The organism is Paenarthrobacter sp. TE3676, from assembly GCF_056279165.1.
In genome coordinates, this window is record NZ_JBWBQU010000006.1 from 293,849 (window position 1) to 319,010 (window position 25,162).

Genomic DNA, 25,162 nt, shown 5'->3' on the forward strand with positions numbered 1-25,162 from the left:
CAAGCTATGAACGCGGCCGCAGTTCCCGAAGCCTCCCACTCGACGTCCGAGCTTGCCTCAGGACCCATCGCTTCCAAGAAAGGACAGATCCTTGCTTGGGCATCCTGGGACTGGGGCTCAGCTGCCTTCCAAGCGGTGATGACCACCTTCGTCTTCACCGTTTACCTCACGTCCAATGCGTTCGGCGGAGAAGATGCGGCGTCGGCCGCGCTCGGTGCTGCCCTCGCCGTTGCCGGCCTCGCCATTGCCTTGCTGGCTCCCGTCACCGGACAGCGTTCCGACGCCGGGGGACGCCGCAAGATGTGGCTCGGTGTCAACACCGCCGCAACAGCTGTCCTGACAGCGCTCTGTTTCTTCGTGTTCCCCCAACCCGAGTTCCTGCTGCTGGGGGTATGCCTGATAGCACTCGGCAACATCTTCTTTGAGTTTGCCGGCGTGAACTACAACGCCATGCTGGCCCAGATATCTACGCCCCGGAACATCGGCAGGGTCAGCGGCTTCGGCTGGGCCATGGGTTACCTGGGCGGCATCGTTGCGCTCCTCCTGGTTCTTCAGCTCTTCGTGCAGCCCTCCTTCGAGTGGTTTGGCGCTTCAACGCAGGACTCCTTGAACATCCGGCTCGTTGCCATCTTCTCGGCACTATGGTTCTTCATCTTCGCCCTTCCCGTGATGTTCGCTGTTCCTGAAGTTTCCGTGAAGAAAAGCACCGCGTCGCTGGGCTTCATTGCGTCCTACAAGTTGTTGTTCCGCCGCATTGGGGCCATCTATCGGACCAGCCCCCACACCATCTACTTCCTGCTTTCCAGTGCTATTTTCCGTGACGGCTTGGCGGCAGTATTTACTTTCGGCGGCGTCATCGCCGCGGGGACGTTCGGCTTCGAGCTCAAGGACGTTATCTTCTTCGCCATCTTCGGCAACGTCGTGGCGGCCGTCGGTGCAATCATTGGAGGCTTCCTTGACGACAGGATCGGACCGAAGGCAGTCATTATCCTCTCGCTGATTGGACTCCTCGTCGCAGGCACGGCCATTCTGGTCCTGGGTAACGGCGACTACGTTTTCTTTGGCAATGACTGGCCAGGTGCCACTACGTTCTGGGTCTTCGGCCTGCTGCTCTGCTTGTTCGTGGGACCGGCACAATCGTCCTCACGCGCATATCTTGCAAGGCTTGCCCCCCACGGAGAGTCCGGGGAGCTTTTCGGGCTCTACGCGACCACTGGGCGGGCCGTCAGCTTCCTCGCACCGACGCTCTTCACGCTGTGTATCGCCATCGCCTCGCCGCTTGTGGCAGAAGGTGAAGCCCAGCGCTGGGGCATCATGGGAATCATGGTGGTCCTTCTGGCCGGCCTGTTGGTGATCCTGCCAGTTAAGCCACCGGCCAAGGTGGAAATAGCCGTGGTCCCTGAGCGTTAACTACATAGGACTGGCTGAGCATTATCGCCGTACCAGACCCATACAACAGAGTTAGGGTGTAGCTATGAACGTGGATGAGACTGAACTCCCGGGCCTCGGGATCCGCAAGGATTTCGTCACGGCATCGGGCCGTCGCATCGGTGTGGTGGAACTTCGCGAGGGTGAGACCGAGCTGTTCGTGTCCACCTGGGACGACCCCGACACGTGCCAAGCCTCCATCCCGTTGACAGCAGACGAAGCATCGACACTGGGGAACCTCTTGGGCGGCCAGCACATTGCCATGCGCTTGGCAGAAGAACATCGCGAGATACCGGGCATCGTCACCCGCCAGTTCTCCATCACCCCGGATTCACCCTTCGTCAACCAGCCCATGGGCAAGGCGCAGATCCGCACCCGGAGTGGTGTTTCCATCGTGGCGATCATGCGCGAAGGTGAGGTTGTCCCCTCGCCGGCACCCGACGTCGTACTTCACACCGGTGATTTGCTCGTAGCGGTCGGCACGCAGGAAGGTCTTGACTCGGCAGCCGACATCCTCCGCAACGGCTGACCGGAATGGATCCGCTCGCACTAGCCCTCGTTGAACTGGGGGCCGTCGTCTTCTGCCTCGGTCTCCTTGCTCGATTAGCGGGCCGAATAGGCATGTCCCCCATCCCGCTCTATTTGGTGGGTGGCTTGGCCTTCGGAGCCGGCGGGTTCGTCAAGTTGGACGGAATGCACGAGTTCGCCCATCTTTCCGGTGAAATCGGCGTCATCCTCCTGCTGCTTATGCTCGGATTGGAATATACGGCCTCGGAGCTCGTCACTGGCCTTCGGCGATCGTGGCAGGCCGGCGTCCTGGATTTTGTCCTCAACTTCCTTCCGGGCGCGGGACTCGCCGTGCTTCTGGGTTGGGGACTTGTGGGCGCCATCGTCATGGGTGGCGTCACCTATATCTCGTCATCCGGAATCGCCGCCAAGGTGATCACGGACCTCGGCCGGATCGGTAACCGCGAAACTCCAGTGGTGCTGTCAATTCTCGTTTTTGAAGACCTCGCAATGGCCATCTACCTCCCGATCCTCACGGCGATCCTGGCCGGCGTGGGGTTCCTGGGCGGACTGCAGACTGTGGGAATTGCCCTTGCAGTAGTCACCGTGGTGCTGGTCATCGCCCTCAAGCACGGGCACCGGGTCTCACAAGCAGTGCACAGCGAAAACTCCGAGGTCTTCCTGCTGAACGTGCTCGGTCTCGCCCTCCTGGTGGCCGGCATCGCTTCGGCGCTGCAGGTGTCCGCCGCAGTGGGTGCCTTCATGCTGGGCATCGCAATCTCCGGTGCCACCGCCCACAACGCCACCAGAATCCTCGAACCGTTGCGGGATCTCTTCGCAGCGATCTTCTTCGTCGCCTTCGGGCTGAACACCGATCCGACGTCCATTCCGCCCGTCCTTGGTTGGGCCCTGGTGCTGGCCGTCATCACCGCAGCTACCAAGATGCTCACAGGATTCTGGGCTGCCAAGAGGGCCGGCATCGCCGTCCCGGGCCGTTTCCGCGCTGGCGCTGCCCTGATTGCGCGCGGTGAATTCTCCATTGTCATCGCTGGTCTGGCTGTTGCGTCCGGGGCAGTTCCGGACGAACTTGCGGCACTCGCCACCGCGTATGTACTCATCATGGCCATCCTTGGCCCTCTGGCTGCCCGCTTCGTGGAACCAGTGGTCAAGGCCATTCGGAAGTCGCCGGGAGCTCCCCCGCGGACACAGGAGCGCGCACCAGCGTAGCGAGTCTCCAAAGTGCCGAGAGCTACCCCTCGGCACACCAACCGAGGCTAGATGGACGTCCGGTGGAAGTTCTGGTGGCTGCGGCTCGCGGTGGGTCCTCGCTGGCCCTGGTAACGGTTGCCGTATTCGCCGGAACCGTAGGGGTGTTCGGCCGAGGACGTCAGTCGGAAGAAGCACAGCTGTCCAATTTTCATGCCGGGCCACAGCTTGATGGGCAGAGTTGCCACGTTGGAGAGCTCCAAGGTCACGTGACCTGAGAAACCGGGGTCAATGAATCCGGCCGTGGAGTGCGTCAGCAGCCCGAGGCGCCCAAGGGATGACTTCCCTTCGAGACGGGCCGCGATATCGTCGGCCAGGCTGACGGTTTCGTAGGTTGAGCCGAGTACGAATTCCCCGGGGTGCAGGATGAATGGCTCGTCGCCTTCCACTTCAACCAGCCGGGTCAGTTCGGGCTGTTCCTCGGCAGGGTCGATGTGGGCATATTTATGGTTGTCGAAGAGCCGGAAAAACCGGTCAATCCGCACGTCAACGGAAGATGGCTGAACCATGGCGGGGTCGTACGGTTCAAGAACAATCCGTTGGGAGTCTATTTCGGCACGAATATCGCGGTCAGAGATCAGCACAGCATCAAAAATACCCCATGCATCAAATACCCCATGCATTGTCCGCGCCGCCCCATGGGACTATAGTTCCCGGACATGTAGAACCGCGCCCGTACTTGGGGGCAACGAGCATTCGCGGGGTAATTGTGAGAAAACTGGCTGCGCCTGCCGCTATCGTGCTGGCTGGCGTATTGGCTCTGGGGGTGGCCGCCTCCAGCCAGATTCTCCCGTCAACGCAGACGGTCCCCGGGCCCACCGTCACACCTTCGGCCGTTGTCCCTTCAGGGATGACGGCACCAAAGGAAACCACGACGGCGGACCCCGCACCTTCAGCGCCCCTCCCGGCGGCTGGCAACGCCTCGGACCCCGCCACAGTGCCCGCGCCGGACCTCGGAACGCCGGAGTCGACACCAAGCGCCGGCGCGGGAACCGACACGGACGGCGGGCCCGTCGCTATAGATCCGGTGTTTGAGACGCCACCCCCCGTGCCCAACATCGGGCCCTCCTGGGGGCCTGAAAACCCCTCGGATCCCGGTGCCACCGAGCCACCCGTAGCGGAGCCGTCTCCACAAGAGACTCTCGGTACTGTTCCCGCCGCACCAACACCATCCGCCCAGGCCGCCGGGCCTGGACCGTCTGCGTCTACAACCGAAACGCCCGCACCAACAGAACCAACTTCCCCCAGCGAAACATCGCCATCAACCGAAACGCCTGCACCGACAGGAAGTCCGTCCCCCACTCCAACGCTCGAAACCGCCTCACCAGCCCCGACGGCGACGCCCGAAGCGACACCAACCCCTACACTCACCCCCTTCCCGGGCAAGAGCCCGAGCAGCACCGTGGATCCGGAGAACGGCGCGCTGGCGCTCCTCCCGGACAGCAACACAGCTGCGATCCTGACGGTGTTCAACGCGATCAACAGCTACCGTGCATCGCTCGGCCTGGCTCCTGTGAAGTACCACGCCACGGTGGCCAGCCTGGCTCAGGACTGGTCCAACAACATCGCGACGCGTGAGGTGATCCAGCACCGCGCCAACTTCTGGACTGATCCCCGGGCTCTCAACCCCAACAACGGGGCGGGTGAAGTCATCGCTGTCCGCTGGGACCGTGACGCAGCGCAGCTTGTGGAGTGGTGGAAGGGTTCTCCCGGTCACGACGCCCTTCTGCGTGATCCCCGGTTCAACGTCATGGGCATCGGCATCACCTACACGGACGGCAACTGGCAGACCACCCCAAACCGCTACACGCTCTGGGGCGTAGTGAATTTCTTTGGCTACACATCTTTGCCGGCAGGGACCACCACAAGCCCGGGCGGTACAGTCCCGCCACCAACCGACCCTGTGGGTGTCTGCGAACCGGGCAGCAAACACCAACCGCCCACCCTTAACTTGAGCGCGGCATCCATCAGCAGCGCAGCCGACCTCGTGTCGATCGCCGGCGACGGCTCGGTGGTTGCCTACCCATCATGGGGTGGCGGTAGGTACGGCGGCGGCAAGAGAATCGGCGTCGGCTTCACAGGGCTCAAAGACCTCTTCATCACGGACTGGGACCGCGACGGCGTGTTTGATCTGATCTCCCAAAGACTCGACGGCGCCCTGCTGGTGTACCCCGGCCTTCAGACAGGTGGGTTCAAGGATCCCCTTACCCTTGGCCAGGGCTGGGGGACCCTGAACATCACCGTGGGCACTTGGTGCGCCAACAACCGGCTTCCCCAGATCGTTGCCATGGATTCGGGCGGCAACCTGTACCTCTATAAGAACGCCGGCCTTGCCTACATCCGTGCCCAAGCGGCAATCGGCACGGGATTCCCAGCGATCAGGCTAAGCATGGTGGACTACAACGCCGACGGCTTCCAGGACCTCCTCACCACTGAGGCCAATGGAACCCTCAGGCTGTACCGCGGCAGCGGGCTGGGCACACCCAAGCAGGAATCCCGTCCGGTAGTGGGCGCTGAATGGACCGACTACACGGGCTTGAGGGCGCTTCGCGGGGTAACGGGTCCCGACTCGACGGGTGTTGCCGGACTGGACCGCAACGGAGTCGTTGAATATTGGGATCTCAACACAGGACGGCTTACCACGCCAGTGACCATCGGCATCGGCTGGGGCGGGCTGAAGTTCGCCCAATAGAAAGGCATGCCAACCCAACCTGCGTGTCGGCGTCGTGCGCCAATCCGGCGTCGTGCGCCAGCAATCGCGGCTAAGCGTCCGAGTGTGACTCGATGGCAACCTTGAGTTGTTCCAACTGCGCCACTTCGCCCTCCAGCGCCTTCTGGAATATGCCATTCATAAGCTTCCGCAGGCCCTTGGGGTGGTACTCAAGGGCGAACCGGAGGCGGGTGGTGTTGCCTTCGGTGCTGAGGTAGAAACCTCCGGTAGGCCGCGCGGGTCCGGCCACCACGGCGTAACGGACTTCGGCTCCCGGGCGGGCTTCGGTGATCCGGAAGTCGGCGGCTACGGGGCGGCCGCCGGGGCCGGAAACCGTCTGTTGGTAGAGGGCACCTTTTTGGCCGCGAATGCCGGAGCGAAGCGCGATACTGCGCACACCCGAACGCCACAGGGAGTTGTTCAGCCCGTCCATGAGGAATCCGTAAACAGTCATGGCGTCCTTGCTGATCACCACTTCATTGGCAGCAAATGCCATGGATACCTCTTTCGGCGTACGGTCGAGTGTCGTAGCCCGGTTCCCCATACGCTGCAGCTAACACCTTCAGAATAGTCAGCGGCGGCCGCCAGCAACACATGACTGCCGAGCCTTGACCGAATGGTTATCTCCCGATTTTCCCGGGGTACTGCTGACAGGAGTCCGTGGGCCGGGTAGAGTGCCTGCGGCTGACTACAAGCAAATTGGGGGCGTAATGCGAGGTCAAAACCACTCGGGTTCCATGAGGAACGCACGACGACGGCTGGCGGCTTGCGCTGCTTTGTTCAGTCTGGCGGTGGCTGGCGGCGTGGTAACTGCGGCTCCTGCCACGGCTGCGCCGACCACCACGGTGCCGACCACCGCGGCCGTTAAGGCACAGAGCAATGCACGCGCCGCCGTCGTCGTTCAGAGTGCAGTACCGACCACTGCGAATCCACTGCCGAGCGTCGATCCTGTGGGCGACCCCGCGAACTACTCTGTCCTGGTCAACAAGTCCCGGCCCTTGAATCCTGTGAGCTACGCGCCCGGCGACCTGGTCAACGCCCGTGGCTCCGGCCAGTACCTGCGTGCCGAGGCTGCAGCCTGGCTCAATGGGTTGTTCCAAGGTGCGGCTGATGCCGGCACGGGCGGGTTGGCCGTGGTGAGCGGTTACCGTTCCTACGCGCAGCAGCAGCAGGTCTACTCCTATTACGTCAGCATCTACGGCCAAGCACAGGCGGACCTGATCTCCGCACGTCCGGGGCACAGCGAGCACCAGACGGGGCTCGCTGTCGACGTCGGGAACGCCAACGGTTCCTGCGGCCTCAGCACCTGTTTCGGGGATACTCCAGCCGGGATCTGGGTGGCAGCGAATGCCCACAAGTACGGCTTCATTGTCCGCTACCCCAACGGCTACACGAACGTCACTGGCTACAGCTATGAGCCGTGGCACCTGCGCTACGTCGGAGTGGATCTCGCCACGGACATGAAACGCCGTGGCTTCCCCACCATGGAGCAGTATTTCGCCGGCAACCCCACTGCGTATGCCAGCATCACCTCAGGCGCGGACCTGGTTGCTGCGGACTCGTCCGGGCGGCTGCTTCGCTACCCTGCACACGGCGGTGGTGGCTATGGCATCCCCACGGTGATCGGTTCCAACTGGCAGGGCTTGAAGCAGGCCTTCGTGGTGGACTGGGACGCTGATGGCGTCTACGACATTTTGGCGCAATGGGACAACGGCACCTTGGGCTTGTTCAAGGGTTGGCCCGGCGGTGCGTTCTCCACGCAGATCGTGGTGGGAACAGGTGACTGGGACAAGATGACTATCACCGTGGGCAAATGGTCCGCGGCGCAGGGGTATCCAGGCATCGTGGGCTACTTCCCCGATGGCGGGCTCCGATACTACCCCAACACCTCGGGTAGGGCGTTGACCTACCGGGTGGACATTGGAAGTGGCTGGGCGGGCATGGGCCTGACCATGGCCGACTGGAATGCCGACGGCGCCAACGACATCCTGGCGACCACAACGTCCGGGCACTTGCTGAGCTATCCCGGCAACGGCGGGGGTGGCTTCGCAGGCCTGCCCACCACAGTGGGTTCCGGGTGGGGAACCATGAAAGCACTGGTTCCGAGCTTCGGTTTATCCGGTCCGGGCACGCGCAGCATCACTGCCCAAACCGTGGATGGCTACCTCGTCGATTACCGTCTGGGGACCGGGGCCTGGGGCGGTCAGCGCCAGGTGGGCAACGGCTGGAATGGCATGAAGCTGTTCAAGTAGGCGTCCGGTGCGCCGGTCATGGGGAGTCCTGCAACTGCGCTAAGCTAGGACTCGCTCGGGGAGTTTTTCCGGGCAATGCGGGCGTAGCTCAATGGTAGAGCGCTAGCTTCCCAAGCTCGATACGCGGGTTCGATTCCCGTCGCCCGCTCCAGGAAAGCCCCGGATCCAGTGATCCGGGGCTTCTCTTTGCCCGAGGACAGAAACCTGTCCAAGAACAAAAAAGCGCTCGACGACGGTACTCACCAAAGAGGGCCGCTTACCCGTCGACCGGGAGGCCTCGTAAGCCTAAACTCTTACGTACATCCACCTATCCGGGAGGTCCTCCAATGACTCTCACCGACGATGGTGAGGCGGGTCCACTCGCCGTCATCAACCGCCTGCTGGAAGCCACGAACAAGCATGATCTTGAAGCCCTGGCTGAGTGTTTCGCGCCGGGCTACGTCAACGAGACACCGGCCCACCCCACCCGGGGATTCACGGGACGGGACACTATCCGCAGCAATTGGGAGCAACTGTTCACCGGCGTACCGGACATCGCAGCCCGCATGTTGGCGCACAGCGTGAGCGGGACCAGCGTGTGGACTGAGCTGCACCTGAAAGGCGCCCGCCGTGATGGCACCCAGCATGAGATGACCGGCGTCATCATTTTCGGCGTAGATGAGGGCATCATCAGCAGTGCCCGCTTCTACCTGGAGCCAGTGGAGAAAGTTGTGACCGTGGACGACACCGCCGATCGCGTCACTCATCGTGTAACGCATGGCCGCCCGGCGGTTCAGCCGGCTCAATAGTCCGACGCCGGCCGGCCCAGTCAGCCAGAGGCCTGCGGTCCAGCACGCGTGACTCCGGCCACAAAGCGATGCGGGGAGGTGTATCGTCAGGAGTCAGGAGCCATTTCGGCTCCGCTCTAAGGGAGCCATCATGGGCGACAAATCACCGCGCCAAACTGCGTCAAAGAAATCCAGCAAATCCATCAAGGAAAAACGCGCGGATAAGCGGGCTTCCGAGTCCTCCGCCACCGAGGCCGCCAAGCCCTCTACCGGCAATAAGAAGTGACCGCACCAACCGGCCCGCTGAGCATTGGTGTCCTTGCTACTTCGCTGAAACCCAACGAGCGACGCCTGCCGATCCACCCGCAGCACTTGGAACGCCTTGCTCCGGAAGTGCGCCGGCAACTTCGCTTTGAGTACGGCTACGGCGAGCGGTTCGGTGTCCCGGACAGCAAGCTGGAAACATTGGTGGGCGGGCTCGGTACACGCCAGGAGTTGATTGCCAACAACGACGTCATCCTCCTCCCCAAGCCGCAGGCCCAGGATCTGGCCGAACTCCGTGACGGGCAAACGCTGTGGGGCTGGCCGCACTGTGTGCAGGACCGGGCTATCACCCAGCTTGCCATCGACAAGAAGCTCACACTCATCGCCTTTGAGGCCATGAACCACTGGGCGGGCGACGGCGGCTTCGGCCTGCACGTCTTCCACAAGAACAACGAGCTCGCTGGCTACTGCTCTGTGCTGCATGCACTGGCATTGACTGGTTCCACGGGCGATTACGGCCGCCGCCTCAGCGCTGTGGTCATCGGTTTCGGGGCCACTGCCCGTGGTGCTGTCACTGCGCTGAACGCCCACGGCGTCCACGACGTCCAGGTGCTCACCAACCGGGGCGTCGCCGCCGTCGGGTCTCCGATCCATTCAGTGCGGATCGTGCAATTCGACCATGACAGCAAGGCGCCGTTCCTCAGCGAAGTCATCACGGACAAGGGGCGCAAGCCCTTGGCACCGTTCCTGGCCGCGGCGGACATCGTGGTCAATTGCACCCTGCAGGACCCGAACGCTCCGCTGACCTACCTCCGCACGGAGGATCTGGCGGAATTCCAGCCGGACAGCCTGATCGTTGACGTGTCCTGCGACGAAGGCATGGGCTTCAGCTGGGCGCGGACCACCACTTTCGACGAGCCCATGTTCCGCGTGGGCGGGCACGTTAATTACTACGCCGTGGACCACAGTCCGTCATACCTTTGGAACTCGGCCAGCTGGGAGATCAGCGAAGCCCTGCTTCCCTTCCTGGACACTGTTGTGGCCGGGCCGGAAAGCTGGGATGCCAACGAGACCGTCTCCCGTGCCATTGAGATCCGTGAAGGTGTTATCCGCAATCCGGACGTCCTGGAGTTCCAGGGACGCTCAGCGGAATACCCACACCTGCCAGTGGCACAGCTTCAGCCAAGATAGCCCGCACAGAATGAAGCGCCCCCGGCTGCCGGGGGCGCTTCATCCTGGTTAAGCCGTCTGCGGCTCCTGCACGATCCGCAGCACCCGACGCCGATCGCGCAGGTCCACTTTGATGTGCAGGGATGACTTCCGGGCCAGTACGACGGCGACAACCGCAGCCGCGATGGCCGGCACACCACCGGAGATCAGGACGGCAAGGTGGGGACCGAGGTGCTCGGCGAGCCAACCCATCATGGGGCCGCCGATTGCCTGCCCACCGATCAGCACCACGAGGTACAGGCTCATGACGCGGCCGCGGATGCTCATGTTGGAGCTGGTCTGCACCATTTGGTTGGCCGCTGTGAGGAACATGAGGCACCAGAATCCGGCGAGGACCATGGTGACGCTGAACCACACCATGGACGGCATCAGCGAGGACGCACAGAGCATGAGCCCGTACAACCCCGCCGACGTCACCACCGAGCGCAACCGCAACTGGCGACGCCGTGTGGACGCTACCGCCCCCATCAGCGCACCGAGCGCAACCATGGCGTTCAGCAGGCCGTAGCCTCCGGCGCCGGCGTCGTACACGTTGTCCGCGAAGGCGGCCAGCAGCACCGGCAGGCTCATGGCGAAAACTGCCACAAACCCGGCCATCAACCACGGCCAGTAGATTGTGGGCTTGCTGAGCGCGTAGTTGAGTCCTTCGCGGAGCATTCCCTTCTTGCGAGGGGTCGGCTGGCTGAGGTGCAACTGGTCCTTGCGGAGGATCAACAGCATCGCAACAGTGGAGCAGCAGGCTACGGCGTTCGCCGCGAAGGCCCATCCGGCACCCACTGCGGTAAGCAGCACACCGGCCAGGGCGGGACCGATCAGTCCGCCGAGCTGGAACGTTGTGGAGTTAACGCTGATGGCATTCCGGAGGTATTTAGGGCCGACGAGCTCATTGACGAAAACCTGCCGGGCCGGCTGGTCCAGAACCGTCACGAAGCCCAAAAGCAGGGCGATGACGTACACATGCCACACCTCGACGCGTTGGCTCAGGGAGAGCACCGCTAACGCGGCCGCGAGCACGGCCGCCGCGGATTGGCAGATGATGAGGATCTTTCGCTTGGCAAAGCGGTCGGCAATCATGCCGCCCCACGGACCAAGGAAAAGCGAAGGCATGAACTGCAATGCCACAGTAATTCCGACGGCGGTGACGGAACCGGAAAGCTGCAGCACCATCCAGTCCTGGGCGATGCGCTGCATCCAGATCGCGATCACGGCGATGAAATGACCGATCGCGAAGATCCTGAAGTTGGGGACCTTCAGGGAGATGAAGGTATGCCGCCAGGGCAGCTTTTCACTCACGACGGCGAGTGGCTGGGTGACGGTGTCCGCGGGCTGAGGTGCGGATAGGGAATCGATGACGGGCTGGCTGACGTTTGCCGCTGAAGGCGGTGGGGGTGCCAAAGGTAGTCCTCGGATGGAGAGTTTCGGTGGGATGCGTTTAACGCTAGGGTTGCGAGCAGCAATTATGGAAGCGTATTGCGCCTATAACTAGCATTGCGGAACGCAATGAGCTGCTTGCGGCACCAGGGAAAGCGGCGCAGTACTCCGGCCCGGCGCTGACCTGCGCTTTAGGAGTTTCGTGTTCGAACCTGTCCAGCTCCGTTCCTTTTTGGCCGTCGCGGAAACGCTGAGTTTCACCAAAGCTGCGGAACGCCTTGGGCTCGCACAGCCCACCGTCAGCCAGCATGTCCGCAAGCTTGAGGCCGCTGCCAAGCGGGTGCTGGTTGCCCGCGATACCCGCGAGGTCCGGCTCACCGACAACGGCGACGCCATGGCCGGTTTTGCCCGCAGCATCCTTGCCGCCCACGACTCCGCCGCCCGCTACTTTTCCGGTTCGGCCATGAGAGGGCGCCTCCGGTTCGGCACCGCAGACGACCTCGCCATCACTGGCCTCCCCCGAATCCTCCGCGAGTTCCGACAGTTGTACCCGCAGATCAACTTGGAGCTCACCGTCAGCCAAAGTGACCAGCTGTACAAGCGACTCAATGCCGGCCAGCTGGACCTGGTGTTCGTGAAATGGGTGGCCGGCGCAAAGGAAGGCACGGTGGTCCGGCACGACAATTTCGCCTGGGTCGGCGTCGAGCAGACCGTACTGGAACCCGGGGCGCCCGTCCCACTGATCGCCTACCCAGCGCCAAGCCTGAGCCGAAAACTGGCCATTGATGCACTGGAAGCCGAAGGCCGGACCTGGCGGATCACCTGTAGCACCAAGCAGATCAGCGGAGTGCTCGCGGCCGTTCGTGCCGGCATCGGAGTTGCCGTGATGCCGGCGTCGCTGGTGCCCGAGGACCTGAAGGTCATCACGCAACGTTTCGGGCTGCCGCCGGTAGGCGACGTCGACTTCACCCTGATCCGGAATCCCCTGGCAAACGCCGAGGTCATCGATGCCCTCACGCAGGCCATCATGGGCAGGACGCTGAGTAAGTCGAACTAGTGGGCGTAGTAGGCTCACCGAATGATTCACAAGCTCACTACGCCGTCGGCAAGCTTCCATACCTCCTGGCTGGAAAGTTATGACGAGTGGGGAACTTTGGACCAAGACGGTTCTGCGGCCTTCGTGGCAGCGAGATACGACTTGGATCTTCGCGACAGCAGCGACTTCGCGAAATGGGTTGAAGTACTGCATGAATTGCCCAAGCAGAGCTTCCGGCCTCCCGAGGGATTGGCCAACCAAAGCACCATATGGGTGGTGCGGGATGCTACCTACCTGGGCTCCGTCAGCCTGAGGCACGCACTCGCGAACGAATACCTGACCGAAGTGGGCGGACACATCGGCTACGGAATAAGGCCAGGCGCAAGAGGCCAGGGCCTCGCCAAGTTTGCCTTGAAGGGTGCCATGGAAGAAGGGCGCACGCTCGGAATGGAGCGCGTCCTGGTGACCTGCAAGCAGCCTAATGTGGCGTCCGCCCGCACCATCGAGTCGTGCGGAGGCGTCCTTGAGAGCGTCCGTCCTCCAGCGAGCTTCGCCCCGGCGCTGGGTGTCACCGAATCGATCCGACGGTACTGGATCGATCTGTAGCGCGGGGAAGTGCGCGGTCACTGTCATGGCTGACTTGGCGCGTTCGCTGCACTTTCCGCGCTTTGCACCAGTAACCTCTGGTGCGCACGGCGGGAATGGGTGCGGCTTTGGCGCTCAGGGGGTGCGCGCGGCGGGAACGGGCGCGGCTTTGGTGCTCAAGGGGTGCGCACGGCGGAAGTCGGCACAAATGTGTTCAACAGGCGATACGCCCTTACCGGGTAAGCGCATTCCCGATATCCTGTGACCATGATTGACCTCACCACGCTGGCTGACCTCACCCCGGGCATTTGTTCCGTCACTCTCCGTTCGCAGGGGATAGACGATGTGGTCCGAATTTCTTCGGACGCAGGCTTGGCCGGGATCGAGTGGGGTACCGATGTGCACGTCAGCGATTCCGAGTCAGCGGCGCACGCCAAGGAGGCCACTGAAGCCGCCGGACTGACGGTCCTATCGCTTGGCTCGTACTACCGCTGCGGCGCGTTCGAGGACTTTGGCCGCGCGCTGGACCTTGCTACAGGGCTTGGCGCTCCCCGGATCCGCGTGTGGGCCGGGAAACTTGGCTCTGCCGAGGCCAACGAGGACCACTGGGATGCAGTGGTCCAGGACACCCGGCGTATTGCCGATCTGGCGGCCGCCCGCGGCATCGCCATCGCATTCGAGTACCACGGCAACACCCTTACCGACTCCCCCGCCACCACCCTCGACTTACTGAACCGGGTGAATCACCCCAACGTCGGCACCTACTGGCAACCCGCCGTCGGACTTTCGGACAAGCAGGCGCTTGAGTCCCTCCACGAAGTCTTGCCGCACCTGGCGGGCGTGCATTGTTTCTCCTGGGGACCTGAAGCCGAGCGCTTTCCACTGCGGAACCGGAAGCTGCTGTGGCAGACAGTCACCGATGTCCTGCGCGGCAACGGCAAGGATATGGACATCATGCTGGAATTCGTTGAGGATGACCTGCCGGAAAACGTCCTCAACGACGCCGCTTTCCTGCACACGATCACACTGGGCGAGGACTAGCGCCGGCTACTCAGTCCAGCCCATCCGCTGAAAACAGGGCCGTTGCGCCTTAACGATTATGCCTTCTGACTTGGTCAGGCTTGCGCTTCCACCGGAGTTTCCGTGCTGCGGCGGAGTTTCACCGCGCCGCTGACCGGCGCGGTGTCAGGGTCGCCGGCGGCCAGGCGGCCGATGTCCTCCAGCGGCAGGTGCACCGTGGACAAGGCAGGGCGGAAGTCGCGGAGGGTTTCGATGTCGTCAAAACCCGCGATAGTGGCATCCCGGGGAATCCATACGCCTTCGGGCCGGAGCGCAGCGGTAACGCCAATGGCCATGACGTCGTTCACGGCGAAGATGCAGAGCCGTTTTTTGGAGGCCTTGATCCGCTCGGCGAGTGCGGGCCCGGCATCGTATCCTCCAGCGCGGTTGAAGCCGGTACGGATGATCTCTGCTGCGGGTCTTCCAGCGTCTGCGAGACCCCGCTGGAAGCCGCGGACCCGGTCGTCGGAGGTGTACAGCCCTTCGGGACCCGCAACGATGAGGAATTCACCACCATGCGTAGCGGCCAATTCCACAGCAAGGCCGGCTGCGAGCTCCTCGTTGGGGACATCAACCACGTGGTAGCCCTCAGTAGTGGAGGCGCCAACCACCGGGTGGCCAACAACCCCCACATGCCCGCCATTGCGGCAGTAGCGGTCCAGTTCCGCGGCGAGTTCGATGTTGCCTTGATTGTCCTCGGCGCGCACGGACCGCGAGCCGGCGATCACGATGGAGTCGGCACGTCGGGCAGCGAACGCCGCTACCGCTTCTTTTTCGTCCTGCGCGGCGCCGGATGTGCTGGCCAGCAACACCATGCGGTTTTGCTGGCGGGCTGCTTCCTGGACACCGCGGGCGATGGCGGAGAAGTAGGGGTCGGCAATGTCATGAACAATGAGGCCGATCAATCCCGAGCTCGACTTCGCCAGTGCCTGCGCCTGCGCGTTGGGAACATAGCCGAGCTTGTCGGCGGCTTCGCGGACGCGCTCCGCGATATCCTCAGCCGGCTTACGGGACGAGCCGTTCAGGACCCGGGATGCGGTGGCGAGGGAGACCCCGGCCAATCGGGCAACTTCACTCAGTGTGCTGGCGGCCACGGGGCCCTCCTTTTCTGCAAGCGTCGGGACTGGCGCTAAGAAAATTATGGCAGTCTTCCACCATTTTTTGGGAAAGCGCTTGCCAATGCGGCGCGTCATGGTGCATGATCGATTGCAGCGGGAATGCGCTTTCCCACATCAAGAACTGCAAGCACCGGCAACCGCAGAGCGACCGGCACACAAGGCACTGGAGAAAACATGGGCTACGAAACAAAGACGATCCGCATCGCCATGAACGGCATCACCGGCCGTATGGGCTACCGCCAGCACTTGCTGCGTTCCATCCTGCCCATCCGCGACGCCGGCGGCTTCACCCTGGAAGACGGCACCAAGGTTCAGGTCGAGCCGATCCTCGTTGGCCGCAATGAAGCCAAGATCCGCGAACTAGCCGAACTCCACAAGGTTTCCGAATGGACCACGGATCTCGACGCCGTCATCGCCGATCCCACCGTGGACATCGTCTTTGACGCCTCCATGACCAGCCTCCGCGCCGCCACCCTGAAGAAGGCCATGCGCGCCGGCAAGCACATCTTCACCGAGAAGCCCACGGCAGAGACCCTTGAAGAAGCCATCGAGCTGGCACAGATCGGCAAGGAAGCCGGCGTAACTGCTGGCGTCGTGCACGACAAGCTGTACCTTCCCGGCCTGGTCAAGCTCCGCCGCCTGGTGGACGAAGGCTTCTTCGGCCGCATCCTCTCCATCCGTGGCGAATTCGGCTATTGGGTCTTCGAAGGTGACGTCCAGGCTGCGCAGCGCCCGTCCTGGAACTACCGCAAGGAAGACGGCGGCGGAATGACCACGGACATGTTCTGCCACTGGAACTACGTCCTTGAAGGGATCATCGGCAAGGTCAAGAGCGTCAACGCCAAGACTGCCACGCACATCCCCGCACGTTGGGACGAAGCCGGAAAGGAATACAAGGCCACCGCTGACGACGCCTCCTACGGCATCTTCGAACTCGAAACCCCGGGGGGCGACGACGTCATCGGCCAGATCAACTCCTCCTGGGCCGTCCGCGTCTACCGCGACGAACTGGTTGAGTTCCAGATCGACGGCACGCACGGTTCCGCCGTCGCCGGTTTGAACAAGTGCGTTGCGCAGCAGCGCGCCCACACCCCCAAGCCCGTCTGGAACCCGGACCTGCCCGTCACCGAATCCTTCCGCAGCCAGTGGCAGGAAGTCCCGGCCAACGCTGAACTGGACAACGGCTTCAAACTGCAGTGGGAAGAATTCCTGCGCGACGTCGTGGCCGGCCGCGAGCACCGCTTCGGGCTGCTTTCCGCAGCACGCGGCGTCCAGCTGGCCGAGCTCGGCCTGCAGTCCTCCGCTGAGCGCCGCACCATCGACATCCCGGAGATCACGCTCTAATGACGTCACTGATTCTCCCCACCAACGACGGCGGCACCCGCGAGTACCGCCTTCAGGCAGCCACATCGTGGGCCAAGCCGACTGCTCCTTTGACGGCCCGCCGCGCCTATGCAGCAGCCCACGTCATCCCCGAGGTCGCCGCTGACAACACTCCCGGCGCACCTGCGCAGCTCGACTGGGACGCCACCCTCGCTTACCGGCACGAGTTGTGGTCCTACGGCCTGGGTGTCGCCGACGCCATGGACACCGCGCAGCGCGGCATGGGCTTGGACTGGGCAGCCACCCAGCAGCTCATCAAGCGCACCGGCGCAGAAGCCGCATCCGTTGTTGCGGCAGGCGACGCCGCCATTTCCGGCAAGTCCGTCCGCGATCTCGTCTCATGCGGCGCGGGCACCGATCAGCTGGACATCGCCACGCTTCCCGAGGGTGCAGCTGGTATCCAGGCCGTCATCGACGCCTACCGTGAGCAGATCGCCGTCGTCAGTGAGGCCGGCCCCAAGGTCATCCTCATGGCGTCCCGTGCCTTGGCCAAGGTTGCAAGCGGCGCCGACGACTACCTGCACGTCTACTCGACACTCCTGCAGGAAGTGGATCAGCCCGTCATCCTGCACTGGCTCGGCACCATGTTCGACCCCGCACTGGCCGGATACTGGGGTTCCGACGACGTCTCCGTTGCCACCGAAACGTTCCTCAGCCTGATCCGCGAGCACGCGGACAAGGTTGATGGGGTGAAGGTTTCGCTGCTGGACGCCTCGCACGAGGTGGCTCTCCGCGCCGCACTTCCGGAAGAAGTCCGCCTCTACACGGGCGACGACTTCAACTATCCGGAACTTATCGACGGCGACGAGACCCACCACTCGGACGCCCTGCTGGGCATCTTCGCCGCCATCTACCCTGCCGCTTCGGTGGCGTTGCAGAAGTACGACGCCGGTCAAGGCAGCGAAGGGCGCGCGATCCTGGACTCCACCCGTGAGCTCGGAAAGCACATCTTCAGTGCACCCACTTTCTACTACAAGACCGGTATCGCCTTCATGTCCTGGCTCAATGGCAAGCAGCCCGGTTTCCAGATGGTGGGCGGCCTGCACTCCGGCCGTTCGGTGCTGCACTTGGCCAAGACCTTCGAACTGGCCGACCAAGCCGGCCTGCTGAAGGATCCGTCACTGGCAGCGTTCCGGATGTCTGACTTCCTGCGGATCAACGGGGTGGGCGCATGAGCGCGGACTTCTCCCGCCTGTCGCTGAACAGCGCCACCACCAAGAAGTGGACGCTTGCTGCGGCTGTGGATGGATGCGCCCGCGCCGGCATCCCCGCGATCGGACCGTGGCGTGACCGGGTGGCCGAGGCCGGGCTGGATAAGGCAGCCAAGCTCATCAAGGACGCAGGCCTCCGGGTCTCCTCGCTGTGCCGCGGCGGCTTTCTCACCGCGGCCGACGCTGAAGGGCAGGCCGCAGCACTGGCCGACAACTTCGAGGCCGTCCGCGAAGCAGTAGCGCTGGACACCCAGGAGCTGTTCCTGGTGGTTGGTGGGCTCGCTCCGGGTGAGAGGGACGTCGTCGCTGCACGCCAGCGCGTCGCCGACCGCCTGGAGGAACTAGTCCCGTTCGCTTCCGAGAACGGTGTACGGCTGGTGCTGGAACCCCTGCACCCGATGTACGCCGCAGATCGCGCGCTCATCTCCACCCTTGGCCAGGCCCTCGATCTCGCCGCGCCGTACGACGCGAAGGCGGTGGGCGTCGCCGTCGACACCTTCCACGTCTGGTGGGATCCGGAGCTGAAGGCTCAGATTGAACGTGCCGGCCGCGAAAACCGCATCGCCTCCTACCAGGTGTGCGACTTCAACCTGCCGATCGCTGCGGACGCGCTGTTGTCCCGCGGCATGATGGGCGACGGCGTCATCGACTTCGCGACCATCGGCACCTGGGTCAGGGACGCCGGATACACGGGCGACATCGAAGTTGAAATCTTCAACCAGGAAATCTGGGACGCTGATGGCGATACCGTCCTGGAAACCATGAAACAGCGCTACGCGGAGCTCGTCCTCCCGTACGCGTAAACACGTGATCCTCCCGCGGATGCCCTAAGCTCCGCGGGAGGATCACTCCAAAAACCAGCGGGTTCCTGCCAAGGTCACGGCGGGGGCCCGCTTTTTTGCGCCACCCATCTCCCTCCGGGCCACAGCTATCACGGCGAAGGTGCGGCCACCACCCACTTTGATTCTTAGACTGCCCGGACACGCCCCATTGCGGGTGTGTCGCGGCAGTTCCGGGTCCAAAGAAGGTGGTGATGGCACACCCCTATTTGTGTCCGCTATAAGTCTTGGAGTAGGCAGGTGAGATAAGTGGTACACAGCTGAAACATTGCGTCGACGAGAGGAAACAATGGCCACCTACGCTGGTTTTACCTGGACAAAGACGTCCACGAAACCACTGAAAGGACACCACCATGATGCTCTTGAAGACCCTGAATTTTTTCCTCGACGCCAGCGGCAGCCACAGCGGCCCGTCCGGCGAATCCAGCCCCGAGCACTCCCCCGCCATTGCCACGAAGCGCCTGACCTCAAGCGCCTGGGAGGGCTGGTGGGATGACGCAGATCAAGGCTTTCCCGCCGAAGCCTGAGCCTTCAACCCGCCATTGGCCCGGATTCAGGAAGCTCGCGCCGCGAGCTGCACTTTGGCCTTCGGCAGGCCGATAAAGGTGACCAACCCGCCGTCGGGCCCTTCCAATTCCAAGCTGATGTTCCGCGAGCCGTCTTGGGGTTCGACGGAGTTGACTTGGAAAACCTCACCACTGATCCGGACGCTGTCGCCGTTCTTTATGGCCTTGAGCTTCTTGCTCCTTGCACCGGGCGCCATGGCCAGATCCTCCATTGCCGCTACCTGTTCTTTCGGGAATCTTCATCGCGGGAATGGTTCCCGGGGTCGTCGTTCCCTGGGGTTTCCTTCCCGTGGGTTTCGCGAAGTTCCTCACCGCGGCGAACTACTTCTTCTTCCTTCTCCTGCATCTTGTCGCTCTTCTTGGTATCGCGCGGCGGAAGCTGGATGCTTTCTTCGGCCTCAATGCCACCCTGCAGTTGGCGTCCGCGTTCCATCTCGGCGTCGAACTCTGCACCGAACAGTAGGGACATGTTCAGGATCCAGAGCCACAGCAGCATGATGATGACCCCTGCCAGGGCGCCGTACGTCTTGTTGTAGTTGCTGAAGTTGGCAACATAGAAGCCGAAGCCCAGCGATGCCAGGGCGAAAATCAGCAGAGCAATGAGGGAACCCATGCTCATCCAACGGAACTTGGGCTGCTTCACGTTGGGGGTGAAGTAGTAGAGCACAGCGATGATTGCGACCACGATGATGATGAGGACCGGCCACTTGGCGATGTTCCAAACGGTGAGGGCGGTCTCCGACAATCCGATAGCGCCTCCGATAGCCTCGGCCACGGGGCCGCTGAGGACCAGCATGGCTGCGGCGATGGCTGCACCGACGACGGCAACGATAGTGACGGCGAGCATCGTGCCGCGCAGTTTGACGAATCCGCGGCCCTCGTCCACTTCATACACCCGGTTCATGGCCCGGCTGAAAGCTGTGGTGTAGCCGGAGGCCGACCAAAGCGCTACCAAAATACCGAAAACCAACGCCAGCCCTGCCGTGTTGGACTGCGTGAGTTCCTCGATCGGCTGGCGCATGGCGTCAACGCCCGGCCCCGGCGCGAACTGTTGGACAATGTCCAGCAGAGCCGACGTTGTGCGTCCGGCGTCGCCAAAGATGCCAATCAGCGAAACCAAGGCCAGGAGCGCGGGAAACAGCGAGAGGACAGCGTAGTAGGTCAGACCTGCCGCCGCATCCGGACACTGATCCTTGGTGAACTCCCGCAACGTCCGCTTGGCAACGTACATCCACGTGGGCTTCACCAAGTCATTGGGACTGTCCGGCTTGCGTGAGTCCTTGGGGGAGGGAGCACTCTGCGCTTTGGCTGTGCTGGTGTGGGCTGAGTCTTGTGTAGTCATGGGGCACTCGTCCGTTTGGGTATTTTGCGCGAACAACTGACCCATCAATAGTAAGCATGCTGATGATTCATTCGGAAGAACCCACGCCGGTTAATCCCCGACGATCAGGACCTTTGGCCCCGGAAGATCATCGCGGAACCCACCGGACAGCTAAGCCAGCTTGCTCGCCAGCAGGAACTCGAACGGCGACTCAATCACTGAGCGGATCACTTGGCCGGCAGCGCCAAGGAGCGTTCCGGAATGTTCAAGGGTAGACACTGTCAGGTTGCCCGGATCCAGCAGACCGGGCGCGTAGCGCTCCAAACTGCTGAGCAGCGCCGGCCTGAGCCATTCCGCAAGCACGGCAAAGTGCCCGCCGAGGACTACGGCTTCAATATCCATCAGCCGGGCAGACGAGGCGAGCGCGACGCCCAAGTACCTCCCGGCGTCGTGAACTGCCCGCGTGGCCCGCGGCTCCCGGGCAGCCAAGGCCGCAAGCAGCAATTCCGTACGCCCACCCAGCGATCCTTCGGGGATACCGGCCGCCTCGAAAATGGCTTCCTGGCCGGCAAAGGTTTCCAAGCACCCCGCCCCACCGCAGGAACAAGCAGGCCCGTCAGGGTGGACGACGATGTGGCCAAGTTCGCCGGCTGATCCGCCAGGTCCGGTGTAAAGTTCCGAGCCAATGATGACTCCCCCGCCAACACCCACTTCCCCTGAAACATAGAGGAAGTCCGGCCGACCTGCGCCATACCAAAGCTCTCCGAGTGCTGCACTGTTGGCCTCGTTGGACAACCTGACGCCAAGCGGTGCGCCTTCCAGCAGGTCCTGCGGATTCAGTGCTTCGTGCTCCCAGTGCAGGTTTGGAGCGGACAACACAAGGTTTCGCTGCTCATCCACCAAACCCGGAACCGCCAGCCCGCCACCGAGGATCGAGATGTCCGCAGCGGCCGCGGCGGCTATTGCTTCGTCGGCCAGGCCACCCAGGCGTTCCATGACCTTTTCAGGCGCCAGGCCCCGGTTTCGCGATTCAACAGTCGAGTGGAATCGGAGGTTTCCTCCCAGGTCCACGAGGCCCACGGCCAAGTAGTCCACGTTGATCTCCATGCCCACTACGCCACGCCGGGCGCTGAGTTCCAAGCCTTGGCCGGGCCGTCCCCGCTCCCCGTCCCGGTAAAGGCCCACTTCCGAGACCAGCCCGGACTCAACGAGGTCGGCGACCAGACTGGAAACCGCCGCTTTGGTCAGTCCGGTTCCCGCGGCCAACTGCGCGCGGCTGGGCTTGCCTTCTCCGGTTCGGGCAATGGAGTCCATCACCAATGAAAGATTTCGACGGCGGACGTCACCTACGCGTCCGGGTGCGGTCTGCTCATTCACTGGCGCGGGACCTCCTTGCAGATTCGAAGAAATTTTTGCCGGCTTCCATTGACCATGATCCATCATCCACCATATAGTTCAGATTGAAAACTAATTGGAGTGCTTTTCTTCCAGTTCTTCCCCCAGTGCTTTGCAAAGGAGCAAAATGAGCCCGCAGCCCACCCCGCAGGACCGCTTCACCTTTGGCCTTTGGACCGTCGGATGGACCGGCGCCGATCCGTTCGGCGTCGCCACCCGCCCCGCCCTGGATCCGGTGGAAGCTGTTCACAAGCTCAGCGAGCTTGGCGCCTATGGCATCACGTTCCACGACAATGACTTGATTCCCTTTGATGCCACGGCGTCCGAGCGGGACCTGATCCTGAAGAACTTCAAGGCAGCCTTGGCAGAGACCGGCCTGAAAACTCCTATGGTCACCACCAACCTGTTCAGCCACCCGGTGTTCAAGGATGGCGGGTTCACCTCGAACGACCGGTCCATCCGCCGCTTTGCATTGAGCAAGATCCTCCGGAACATTGACCTTGCTGCGGAACTGGGTGCCGAGACCTTCGTAATGTGGGGCGGCCGCGAAGGCAGCGAATATGACGGTTCCAAGGACCTTTCCGCAGCACTGGATCGCATGAAGGAAGGCGTGGACACAGCAGCCGGGTATATCAAGGAGAAGGGTTACGGCCTTCGGATTGCCTTGGAGCCCAAGCCAAACGAACCCCGCGGCGACATCTTCCTGCCCACCGTCGGCCACGGCCTGGCGTTCATCGCGCAGCTGGAACACGGCGACATCGTAGGACTTAACCCGGAAACGGGCCACGAGCAGATGGCCGGCCTGAACTTCACGCACGGCATCGCCCAGGCCCTGTGGGCGGGCAAGCTCTTCCACATCGATCTCAACGGCCAGCGCGGCATTAAGTACGATCAGGACCTTGTCTTCGGCCACGGCGACCTCACCAGCGCTTTCTTCACCGTGGACCTTCTGGAGAACGGCTTCCCCAACGGCGGTCCGAAGTACGACGGTCCGCGCCACTTCGACTACAAGCCGTCCCGTACCGATGGTTACGACGGCGTCTGGGAATCAGCCAAGTCCAACATGTCCATGTACCTCCTGCTGAAGGAACGCGCCCTGGCCTTCCGCGCAGACCCGGACGTCCAGGAAGCACTCACCACGTCAGGCGTCTTCGAATTGGGCGAGCCGACGCTGAACGCTGGCGAGACCACCGCAGACCTGCTGGCTGACGCCAGCGCGTTCGACACGTTCGACGCCGATAAGGCCGCCGAGCGCTCATTCGCCTTCGTCCGCCTCAACCAGCTGGCCATCGAGCACCTGCTCGGCGCTCGCTAGGTCACTCCCACCCACCGTCATCCCGCCGCCGGGCTCCCCAAGGTCTCTCCTGACAGGGTTCCTTGACGCCCGGCGGCGGTCCCCTTAAGGAATGAGCGCATGCCTCTCGTAGCCGGGATCGACAGCTCCACCCAGTCCTGCAAAGTGGTCATCCGGGATTCAGCCACTGGCGCCCTGGTGCGTCAAGGGCGGGCCTCCCACCCGGAGGGCACCGAAGTTCACCCGGACCATTGGTGGTCAGCCCTCCAGGAAGCAATCGCACAGGCAGGCGGTTTGGATGACGTCGACGCCGTGTCTGTTGGCGGTCAGCAACACGGCATGGTGTGCCTCGATGAGTCCGGAGACGTTGTCCGACCCGCTTTGTTGTGGAATGACACCCGCTCGGCCCCGGACGCGGAAGCGCTGATCCTTGACGCCGGCGATGGCGATGCCACGGCTGGCGCGTCCTACTGGGCATCGCACACCGGAACCGTCCCGGTGGCATCGTTGACGGCCACCAAGCTTCGATGGTTGGCCCGAAACGAACCCGCTAACGCCCAACGGACAGCGGCGGTTTGCCTACCCCACGATTGGCTGTCCTGGCGGTTGGCCGGACACGGGCCCGGAAGTGGGCCGGCCACCCTGGATCTCCTCCGCACAGACCGTTCGGATGCTTCCGGCACGGGCTACTACTCTGCCAGCAGCGGCGAATACCTTCCAGAAGTCCTCAACAACACGCTCGGCCACGTTCCCGTCCTGCCCGTTGTGGCCGGGCCATTGGAAACTGCGGGAAAGACACCTGGCGGGGCACTGATCGGGCCCGGCGCAGGCGACAATGCGGCAGCAGGTCTGGGCGTGAGTGCGGCCGTCGGGGACGTAGTGATTTCGATCGGAACGTCGGGGACAGTCTTCGCGGTTTCAGATGTCCCGGCGCTTGATGCTAGCGGGCTCGTGGCGGGCTTCGCGGACGCTACCGGCAACTATCTGCCGTTGGCCTGCACGCTCAATGCGACGAGAATCTTCGATGCCACAGCTGCACTACTGGGCATCACCCTGCCTGAGCTCGGCGACTTGGCGCTCTCTGCTCCGGAGGGCGCCGAAGGGCTGACCCTCGTCCCATATTTCGAGGGCGAACGAACCCCTAATTTGCCGGAAGCCAACGGCTCCCTCCACGGCATCACCGTTTCCAATTACACTCCCGCCAACATGGCACGGGCCGCTGTAGAGGGTGTGTTGTGTTCGCTGGCCGACGGGCTGGCCGCCTTGCAGGAACAGGGGGTCTCCGCCCAGCGCATCATCCTGGTGGGTGGGGGTGCGCAATCTATTGCGGTCCAGCAGATCGCGGCTGCAGCCTTCGGTGTGCCGGTGTTCGTCCCCGAACCAGGAGAATACGTGGCAGACGGCGCGGCCCGGCAAGCTGCAGGCGTTCTGACAGGGAGCTTGCCGGAATGGCCACTCGAGGGAACAGAGGTTATTCGCGGAAATATCGTCGAGAGTCCCGAATTCCTGACGAGGTACCGCCATTACGCTGCCAAGGTGGCCAAAGGCTGATCGACGTCG

Annotated in this window: 24 protein-coding genes and 1 tRNA gene; 18 read left to right on the plus strand and 7 right to left on the minus strand. The window is 62.9% G+C overall.

The window, feature by feature from the left end; all coding sequences use genetic code 11:
• Nucleotides 1-6 precede the first annotated feature (6 nt).
• From ACZ881_RS16100 to ACZ881_RS16110, 3 genes are all read left to right on the plus strand, one after another.
• The gene (locus ACZ881_RS16100) at nucleotides 7-1,410 is read left to right on the plus strand and encodes an MFS transporter (protein WP_476116917.1); all 1,404 of its coding nucleotides are present in this window, start codon (nucleotides 7-9) and stop codon (nucleotides 1,408-1,410) included.
• Nucleotides 1,411-1,474: 64 nt separating this feature from the next.
• Nucleotides 1,475-1,957, plus strand: coding sequence for a cation:proton antiporter regulatory subunit (locus ACZ881_RS16105; RefSeq protein ID WP_017199499.1), 483 nt, complete (start codon nucleotides 1,475-1,477; stop codon nucleotides 1,955-1,957).
• Nucleotides 1,958-1,962: 5 nt separating this feature from the next.
• On the plus strand, nucleotides 1,963-3,162 hold the full coding sequence (locus tag ACZ881_RS16110; protein WP_091469826.1) for a cation:proton antiporter: 1,200 nt from the start codon (nucleotides 1,963-1,965) through the stop codon (nucleotides 3,160-3,162).
• 47 nt (nucleotides 3,163-3,209) lie between these two features.
• Here the strand turns inward: ACZ881_RS16110 and dcd are convergent, their stop codons facing one another.
• Complete coding sequence (dcd, locus tag ACZ881_RS16115) at nucleotides 3,210-3,785, minus strand: dCTP deaminase (RefSeq protein WP_011776299.1); 576 nt, start codon at nucleotides 3,783-3,785, stop codon at nucleotides 3,210-3,212.
• A gap of 125 nt (nucleotides 3,786-3,910) precedes the next feature.
• On the opposite strand from dcd, the gene ACZ881_RS16120 reads away from it, so the two are divergent.
• Nucleotides 3,911-5,893, plus strand: a complete 1,983-nt coding sequence (locus ACZ881_RS16120; protein ID WP_476116921.1) for a CAP domain-containing protein — start codon at nucleotides 3,911-3,913, stop codon at nucleotides 5,891-5,893.
• Between the two features lie 70 nt (nucleotides 5,894-5,963).
• Here the strand turns inward: ACZ881_RS16120 and ACZ881_RS16125 are convergent, their stop codons facing one another.
• Nucleotides 5,964-6,407 (minus strand): SRPBCC family protein, encoded by a 444-nt coding sequence (locus tag ACZ881_RS16125; RefSeq protein WP_476116923.1) that lies wholly within the window; start codon nucleotides 6,405-6,407, stop codon nucleotides 5,964-5,966.
• 241 nt (nucleotides 6,408-6,648) lie between these two features.
• Here ACZ881_RS16125 and ACZ881_RS16130 point away from each other — a divergent pair, with 241 nt between their 5' ends.
• The 5 genes from ACZ881_RS16130 (at nucleotide 6,649) to ACZ881_RS16150 (ending at nucleotide 10,385) form a co-directional block, all read left to right on the plus strand.
• Nucleotides 6,649-8,163 carry a M15 family metallopeptidase gene (locus ACZ881_RS16130; protein WP_476116925.1) on the plus strand — a complete coding sequence of 505 codons (1,515 nt, stop codon included), beginning with the start codon at nucleotides 6,649-6,651 and terminating at the stop codon, nucleotides 8,161-8,163.
• A 77-nt stretch (nucleotides 8,164-8,240) separates the two neighbouring features.
• Nucleotides 8,241-8,314: transfer RNA gene (locus ACZ881_RS16135), tRNA-Gly, on the plus strand.
• Nucleotides 8,315-8,489: 175 nt separating this feature from the next.
• The gene (locus tag ACZ881_RS16140) at nucleotides 8,490-8,951 is read left to right on the plus strand and encodes a nuclear transport factor 2 family protein (RefSeq protein ID WP_091469817.1); all 462 of its coding nucleotides are present in this window, start codon (nucleotides 8,490-8,492) and stop codon (nucleotides 8,949-8,951) included.
• A 130-nt stretch (nucleotides 8,952-9,081) separates the two neighbouring features.
• Complete coding sequence (locus tag ACZ881_RS16145; protein ID WP_011776304.1) at nucleotides 9,082-9,216, plus strand: hypothetical protein; 135 nt, start codon at nucleotides 9,082-9,084, stop codon at nucleotides 9,214-9,216.
• Nucleotides 9,213-10,385 (plus strand): N(5)-(carboxyethyl)ornithine synthase, encoded by a 1,173-nt coding sequence (locus ACZ881_RS16150; RefSeq protein WP_476116928.1) that lies wholly within the window; start codon nucleotides 9,213-9,215, stop codon nucleotides 10,383-10,385. Before ACZ881_RS16145 ends, ACZ881_RS16150 begins: the two co-directional genes overlap by 4 nt.
• A 48-nt stretch (nucleotides 10,386-10,433) precedes the next feature.
• Here ACZ881_RS16150 and ACZ881_RS16155 read toward each other — a convergent pair whose 3' ends face one another.
• Entirely contained in the window at nucleotides 10,434-11,819 is a 1,386-nt protein-coding gene (locus tag ACZ881_RS16155) for an MFS transporter (RefSeq protein ID WP_476116931.1), read from the minus strand.
• A 178-nt stretch (nucleotides 11,820-11,997) separates the two neighbouring features.
• On the opposite strand from ACZ881_RS16155, the gene ACZ881_RS16160 reads away from it, so the two are divergent.
• From ACZ881_RS16160 to ACZ881_RS16170, 3 genes are all read left to right on the plus strand, one after another.
• Nucleotides 11,998-12,852, plus strand: a complete 855-nt coding sequence (locus tag ACZ881_RS16160) for a LysR substrate-binding domain-containing protein (RefSeq protein ID WP_024818365.1) — start codon at nucleotides 11,998-12,000, stop codon at nucleotides 12,850-12,852.
• A 21-nt stretch (nucleotides 12,853-12,873) separates the two neighbouring features.
• Nucleotides 12,874-13,437, plus strand: a complete 564-nt coding sequence (locus ACZ881_RS16165; protein WP_476116935.1) for a GNAT family N-acetyltransferase — start codon at nucleotides 12,874-12,876, stop codon at nucleotides 13,435-13,437.
• Between the two features lie 246 nt (nucleotides 13,438-13,683).
• Entirely contained in the window at nucleotides 13,684-14,457 is a 774-nt protein-coding gene (locus ACZ881_RS16170) for a sugar phosphate isomerase/epimerase family protein (protein ID WP_476116937.1), read from the plus strand.
• A 74-nt stretch (nucleotides 14,458-14,531) separates the two neighbouring features.
• On the opposite strand, the gene ACZ881_RS16175 is transcribed toward ACZ881_RS16170, so the two are convergent.
• Complete coding sequence (locus ACZ881_RS16175; RefSeq protein WP_476116939.1) at nucleotides 14,532-15,569, minus strand: LacI family DNA-binding transcriptional regulator; 1,038 nt, start codon at nucleotides 15,567-15,569, stop codon at nucleotides 14,532-14,534.
• A 198-nt stretch (nucleotides 15,570-15,767) separates the two neighbouring features.
• Here ACZ881_RS16175 and ACZ881_RS16180 point away from each other — a divergent pair, with 198 nt between their 5' ends.
• The 4 genes from ACZ881_RS16180 to ACZ881_RS16195 all read left to right on the plus strand — a co-directional run bounded on the left by ACZ881_RS16180 (nucleotide 15,768) and on the right by ACZ881_RS16195 (nucleotide 19,553).
• On the plus strand, nucleotides 15,768-16,937 hold the full coding sequence (locus ACZ881_RS16180) for a Gfo/Idh/MocA family protein (RefSeq protein WP_091469802.1): 1,170 nt from the start codon (nucleotides 15,768-15,770) through the stop codon (nucleotides 16,935-16,937).
• Nucleotides 16,937-18,151, plus strand: a complete 1,215-nt coding sequence (locus ACZ881_RS16185) for a dihydrodipicolinate synthase family protein (RefSeq protein WP_364308925.1) — start codon at nucleotides 16,937-16,939, stop codon at nucleotides 18,149-18,151. Before ACZ881_RS16180 ends, ACZ881_RS16185 begins: the two co-directional genes overlap by 1 nt.
• On the plus strand, nucleotides 18,148-18,990 hold the full coding sequence (locus tag ACZ881_RS16190; protein WP_476116942.1) for a sugar phosphate isomerase/epimerase family protein: 843 nt from the start codon (nucleotides 18,148-18,150) through the stop codon (nucleotides 18,988-18,990). Before ACZ881_RS16185 ends, ACZ881_RS16190 begins: the two co-directional genes overlap by 4 nt.
• A gap of 389 nt (nucleotides 18,991-19,379) precedes the next feature.
• Nucleotides 19,380-19,553: a hypothetical protein gene (locus ACZ881_RS16195; protein WP_364308921.1), complete on the plus strand. Its 174-nt coding sequence runs from the start codon at nucleotides 19,380-19,382 to the stop codon at nucleotides 19,551-19,553.
• 26 nt (nucleotides 19,554-19,579) lie between these two features.
• Here ACZ881_RS16195 and ACZ881_RS16200 read toward each other — a convergent pair whose 3' ends face one another.
• The 3 genes from ACZ881_RS16200 to ACZ881_RS16210 form a co-directional block, all read right to left on the minus strand.
• On the minus strand, nucleotides 19,580-19,804 hold the full coding sequence (locus ACZ881_RS16200; protein ID WP_476116944.1) for a hypothetical protein: 225 nt from the start codon (nucleotides 19,802-19,804) through the stop codon (nucleotides 19,580-19,582).
• Between the two features lie 5 nt (nucleotides 19,805-19,809).
• Entirely contained in the window at nucleotides 19,810-20,934 is a 1,125-nt protein-coding gene (locus ACZ881_RS16205; RefSeq protein WP_476116946.1) for a YihY/virulence factor BrkB family protein, read from the minus strand.
• Nucleotides 20,935-21,084: 150 nt separating this feature from the next.
• The gene (locus ACZ881_RS16210) at nucleotides 21,085-22,353 is read right to left on the minus strand and encodes an ROK family transcriptional regulator (protein ID WP_476117040.1); all 1,269 of its coding nucleotides are present in this window, start codon (nucleotides 22,351-22,353) and stop codon (nucleotides 21,085-21,087) included.
• Nucleotides 22,354-22,435: 82 nt separating this feature from the next.
• On the opposite strand from ACZ881_RS16210, the gene xylA reads away from it, so the two are divergent.
• Both xylA and ACZ881_RS16220 read left to right on the plus strand, forming a co-directional pair.
• The gene (gene xylA / locus ACZ881_RS16215; protein ID WP_091471033.1) at nucleotides 22,436-23,623 is read left to right on the plus strand and encodes a xylose isomerase; all 1,188 of its coding nucleotides are present in this window, start codon (nucleotides 22,436-22,438) and stop codon (nucleotides 23,621-23,623) included.
• A 99-nt stretch (nucleotides 23,624-23,722) separates the two neighbouring features.
• A complete protein-coding gene (locus ACZ881_RS16220) occupies nucleotides 23,723-25,153 on the plus strand; it encodes a xylulokinase (protein WP_476116949.1) in 1,431 nt (476 codons plus the stop codon).
• Nucleotides 25,154-25,162: the final 9 nt, after the last annotated feature.

Excerpts from the sequence above, each read along its gene's own strand:
- ACZ881_RS16130 (WP_476116925.1), top strand. The coding sequence starts at position 6,649 with ATGAGGAACGCACGACGACGGCTGGCGGCTTGCGCTGCTTTGTTCAGT.
- ACZ881_RS16185 (WP_364308925.1), top strand. The coding sequence starts at position 16,937 with ATGACGTCACTGATTCTCCCCACCAACGACGGCGGCACCCGCGAGTAC.
- ACZ881_RS16110 (WP_091469826.1), top strand. The coding sequence starts at position 1,963 with ATGGATCCGCTCGCACTAGCCCTCGTTGAACTGGGGGCCGTCGTCTTC.
- ACZ881_RS16165 (WP_476116935.1), top strand. The coding sequence starts at position 12,874 with ATGATTCACAAGCTCACTACGCCGTCGGCAAGCTTCCATACCTCCTGG.
- ACZ881_RS16125 (WP_476116923.1), bottom strand. The coding sequence starts at position 6,407 with ATGGCATTTGCTGCCAATGAAGTGGTGATCAGCAAGGACGCCATGACT.
- xylA (WP_091471033.1), top strand. The coding sequence starts at position 22,436 with ATGAGCCCGCAGCCCACCCCGCAGGACCGCTTCACCTTTGGCCTTTGG.
- ACZ881_RS16170 (WP_476116937.1), top strand. The coding sequence starts at position 13,684 with ATGATTGACCTCACCACGCTGGCTGACCTCACCCCGGGCATTTGTTCC.
- ACZ881_RS16140 (WP_091469817.1), top strand. The coding sequence starts at position 8,490 with ATGACTCTCACCGACGATGGTGAGGCGGGTCCACTCGCCGTCATCAAC.
- ACZ881_RS16100 (WP_476116917.1), top strand. The coding sequence starts at position 7 with ATGAACGCGGCCGCAGTTCCCGAAGCCTCCCACTCGACGTCCGAGCTT.
- ACZ881_RS16200 (WP_476116944.1), bottom strand. The coding sequence starts at position 19,804 with ATGGAGGATCTGGCCATGGCGCCCGGTGCAAGGAGCAAGAAGCTCAAG.
- ACZ881_RS16220 (WP_476116949.1), top strand. The coding sequence starts at position 23,723 with ATGCCTCTCGTAGCCGGGATCGACAGCTCCACCCAGTCCTGCAAAGTG.
- ACZ881_RS16180 (WP_091469802.1), top strand. The coding sequence starts at position 15,768 with ATGGGCTACGAAACAAAGACGATCCGCATCGCCATGAACGGCATCACC.
- ACZ881_RS16205 (WP_476116946.1), bottom strand. The coding sequence starts at position 20,934 with ATGACTACACAAGACTCAGCCCACACCAGCACAGCCAAAGCGCAGAGT.
- ACZ881_RS16105 (WP_017199499.1), top strand. The coding sequence starts at position 1,475 with ATGAACGTGGATGAGACTGAACTCCCGGGCCTCGGGATCCGCAAGGAT.
- ACZ881_RS16210 (WP_476117040.1), bottom strand. The coding sequence starts at position 22,353 with ATGGATCATGGTCAATGGAAGCCGGCAAAAATTTCTTCGAATCTGCAA.
- ACZ881_RS16145 (WP_011776304.1), top strand. The coding sequence starts at position 9,082 with ATGGGCGACAAATCACCGCGCCAAACTGCGTCAAAGAAATCCAGCAAA.
- ACZ881_RS16195 (WP_364308921.1), top strand. The coding sequence starts at position 19,380 with ATGATGCTCTTGAAGACCCTGAATTTTTTCCTCGACGCCAGCGGCAGC.
- ACZ881_RS16190 (WP_476116942.1), top strand. The coding sequence starts at position 18,148 with ATGAGCGCGGACTTCTCCCGCCTGTCGCTGAACAGCGCCACCACCAAG.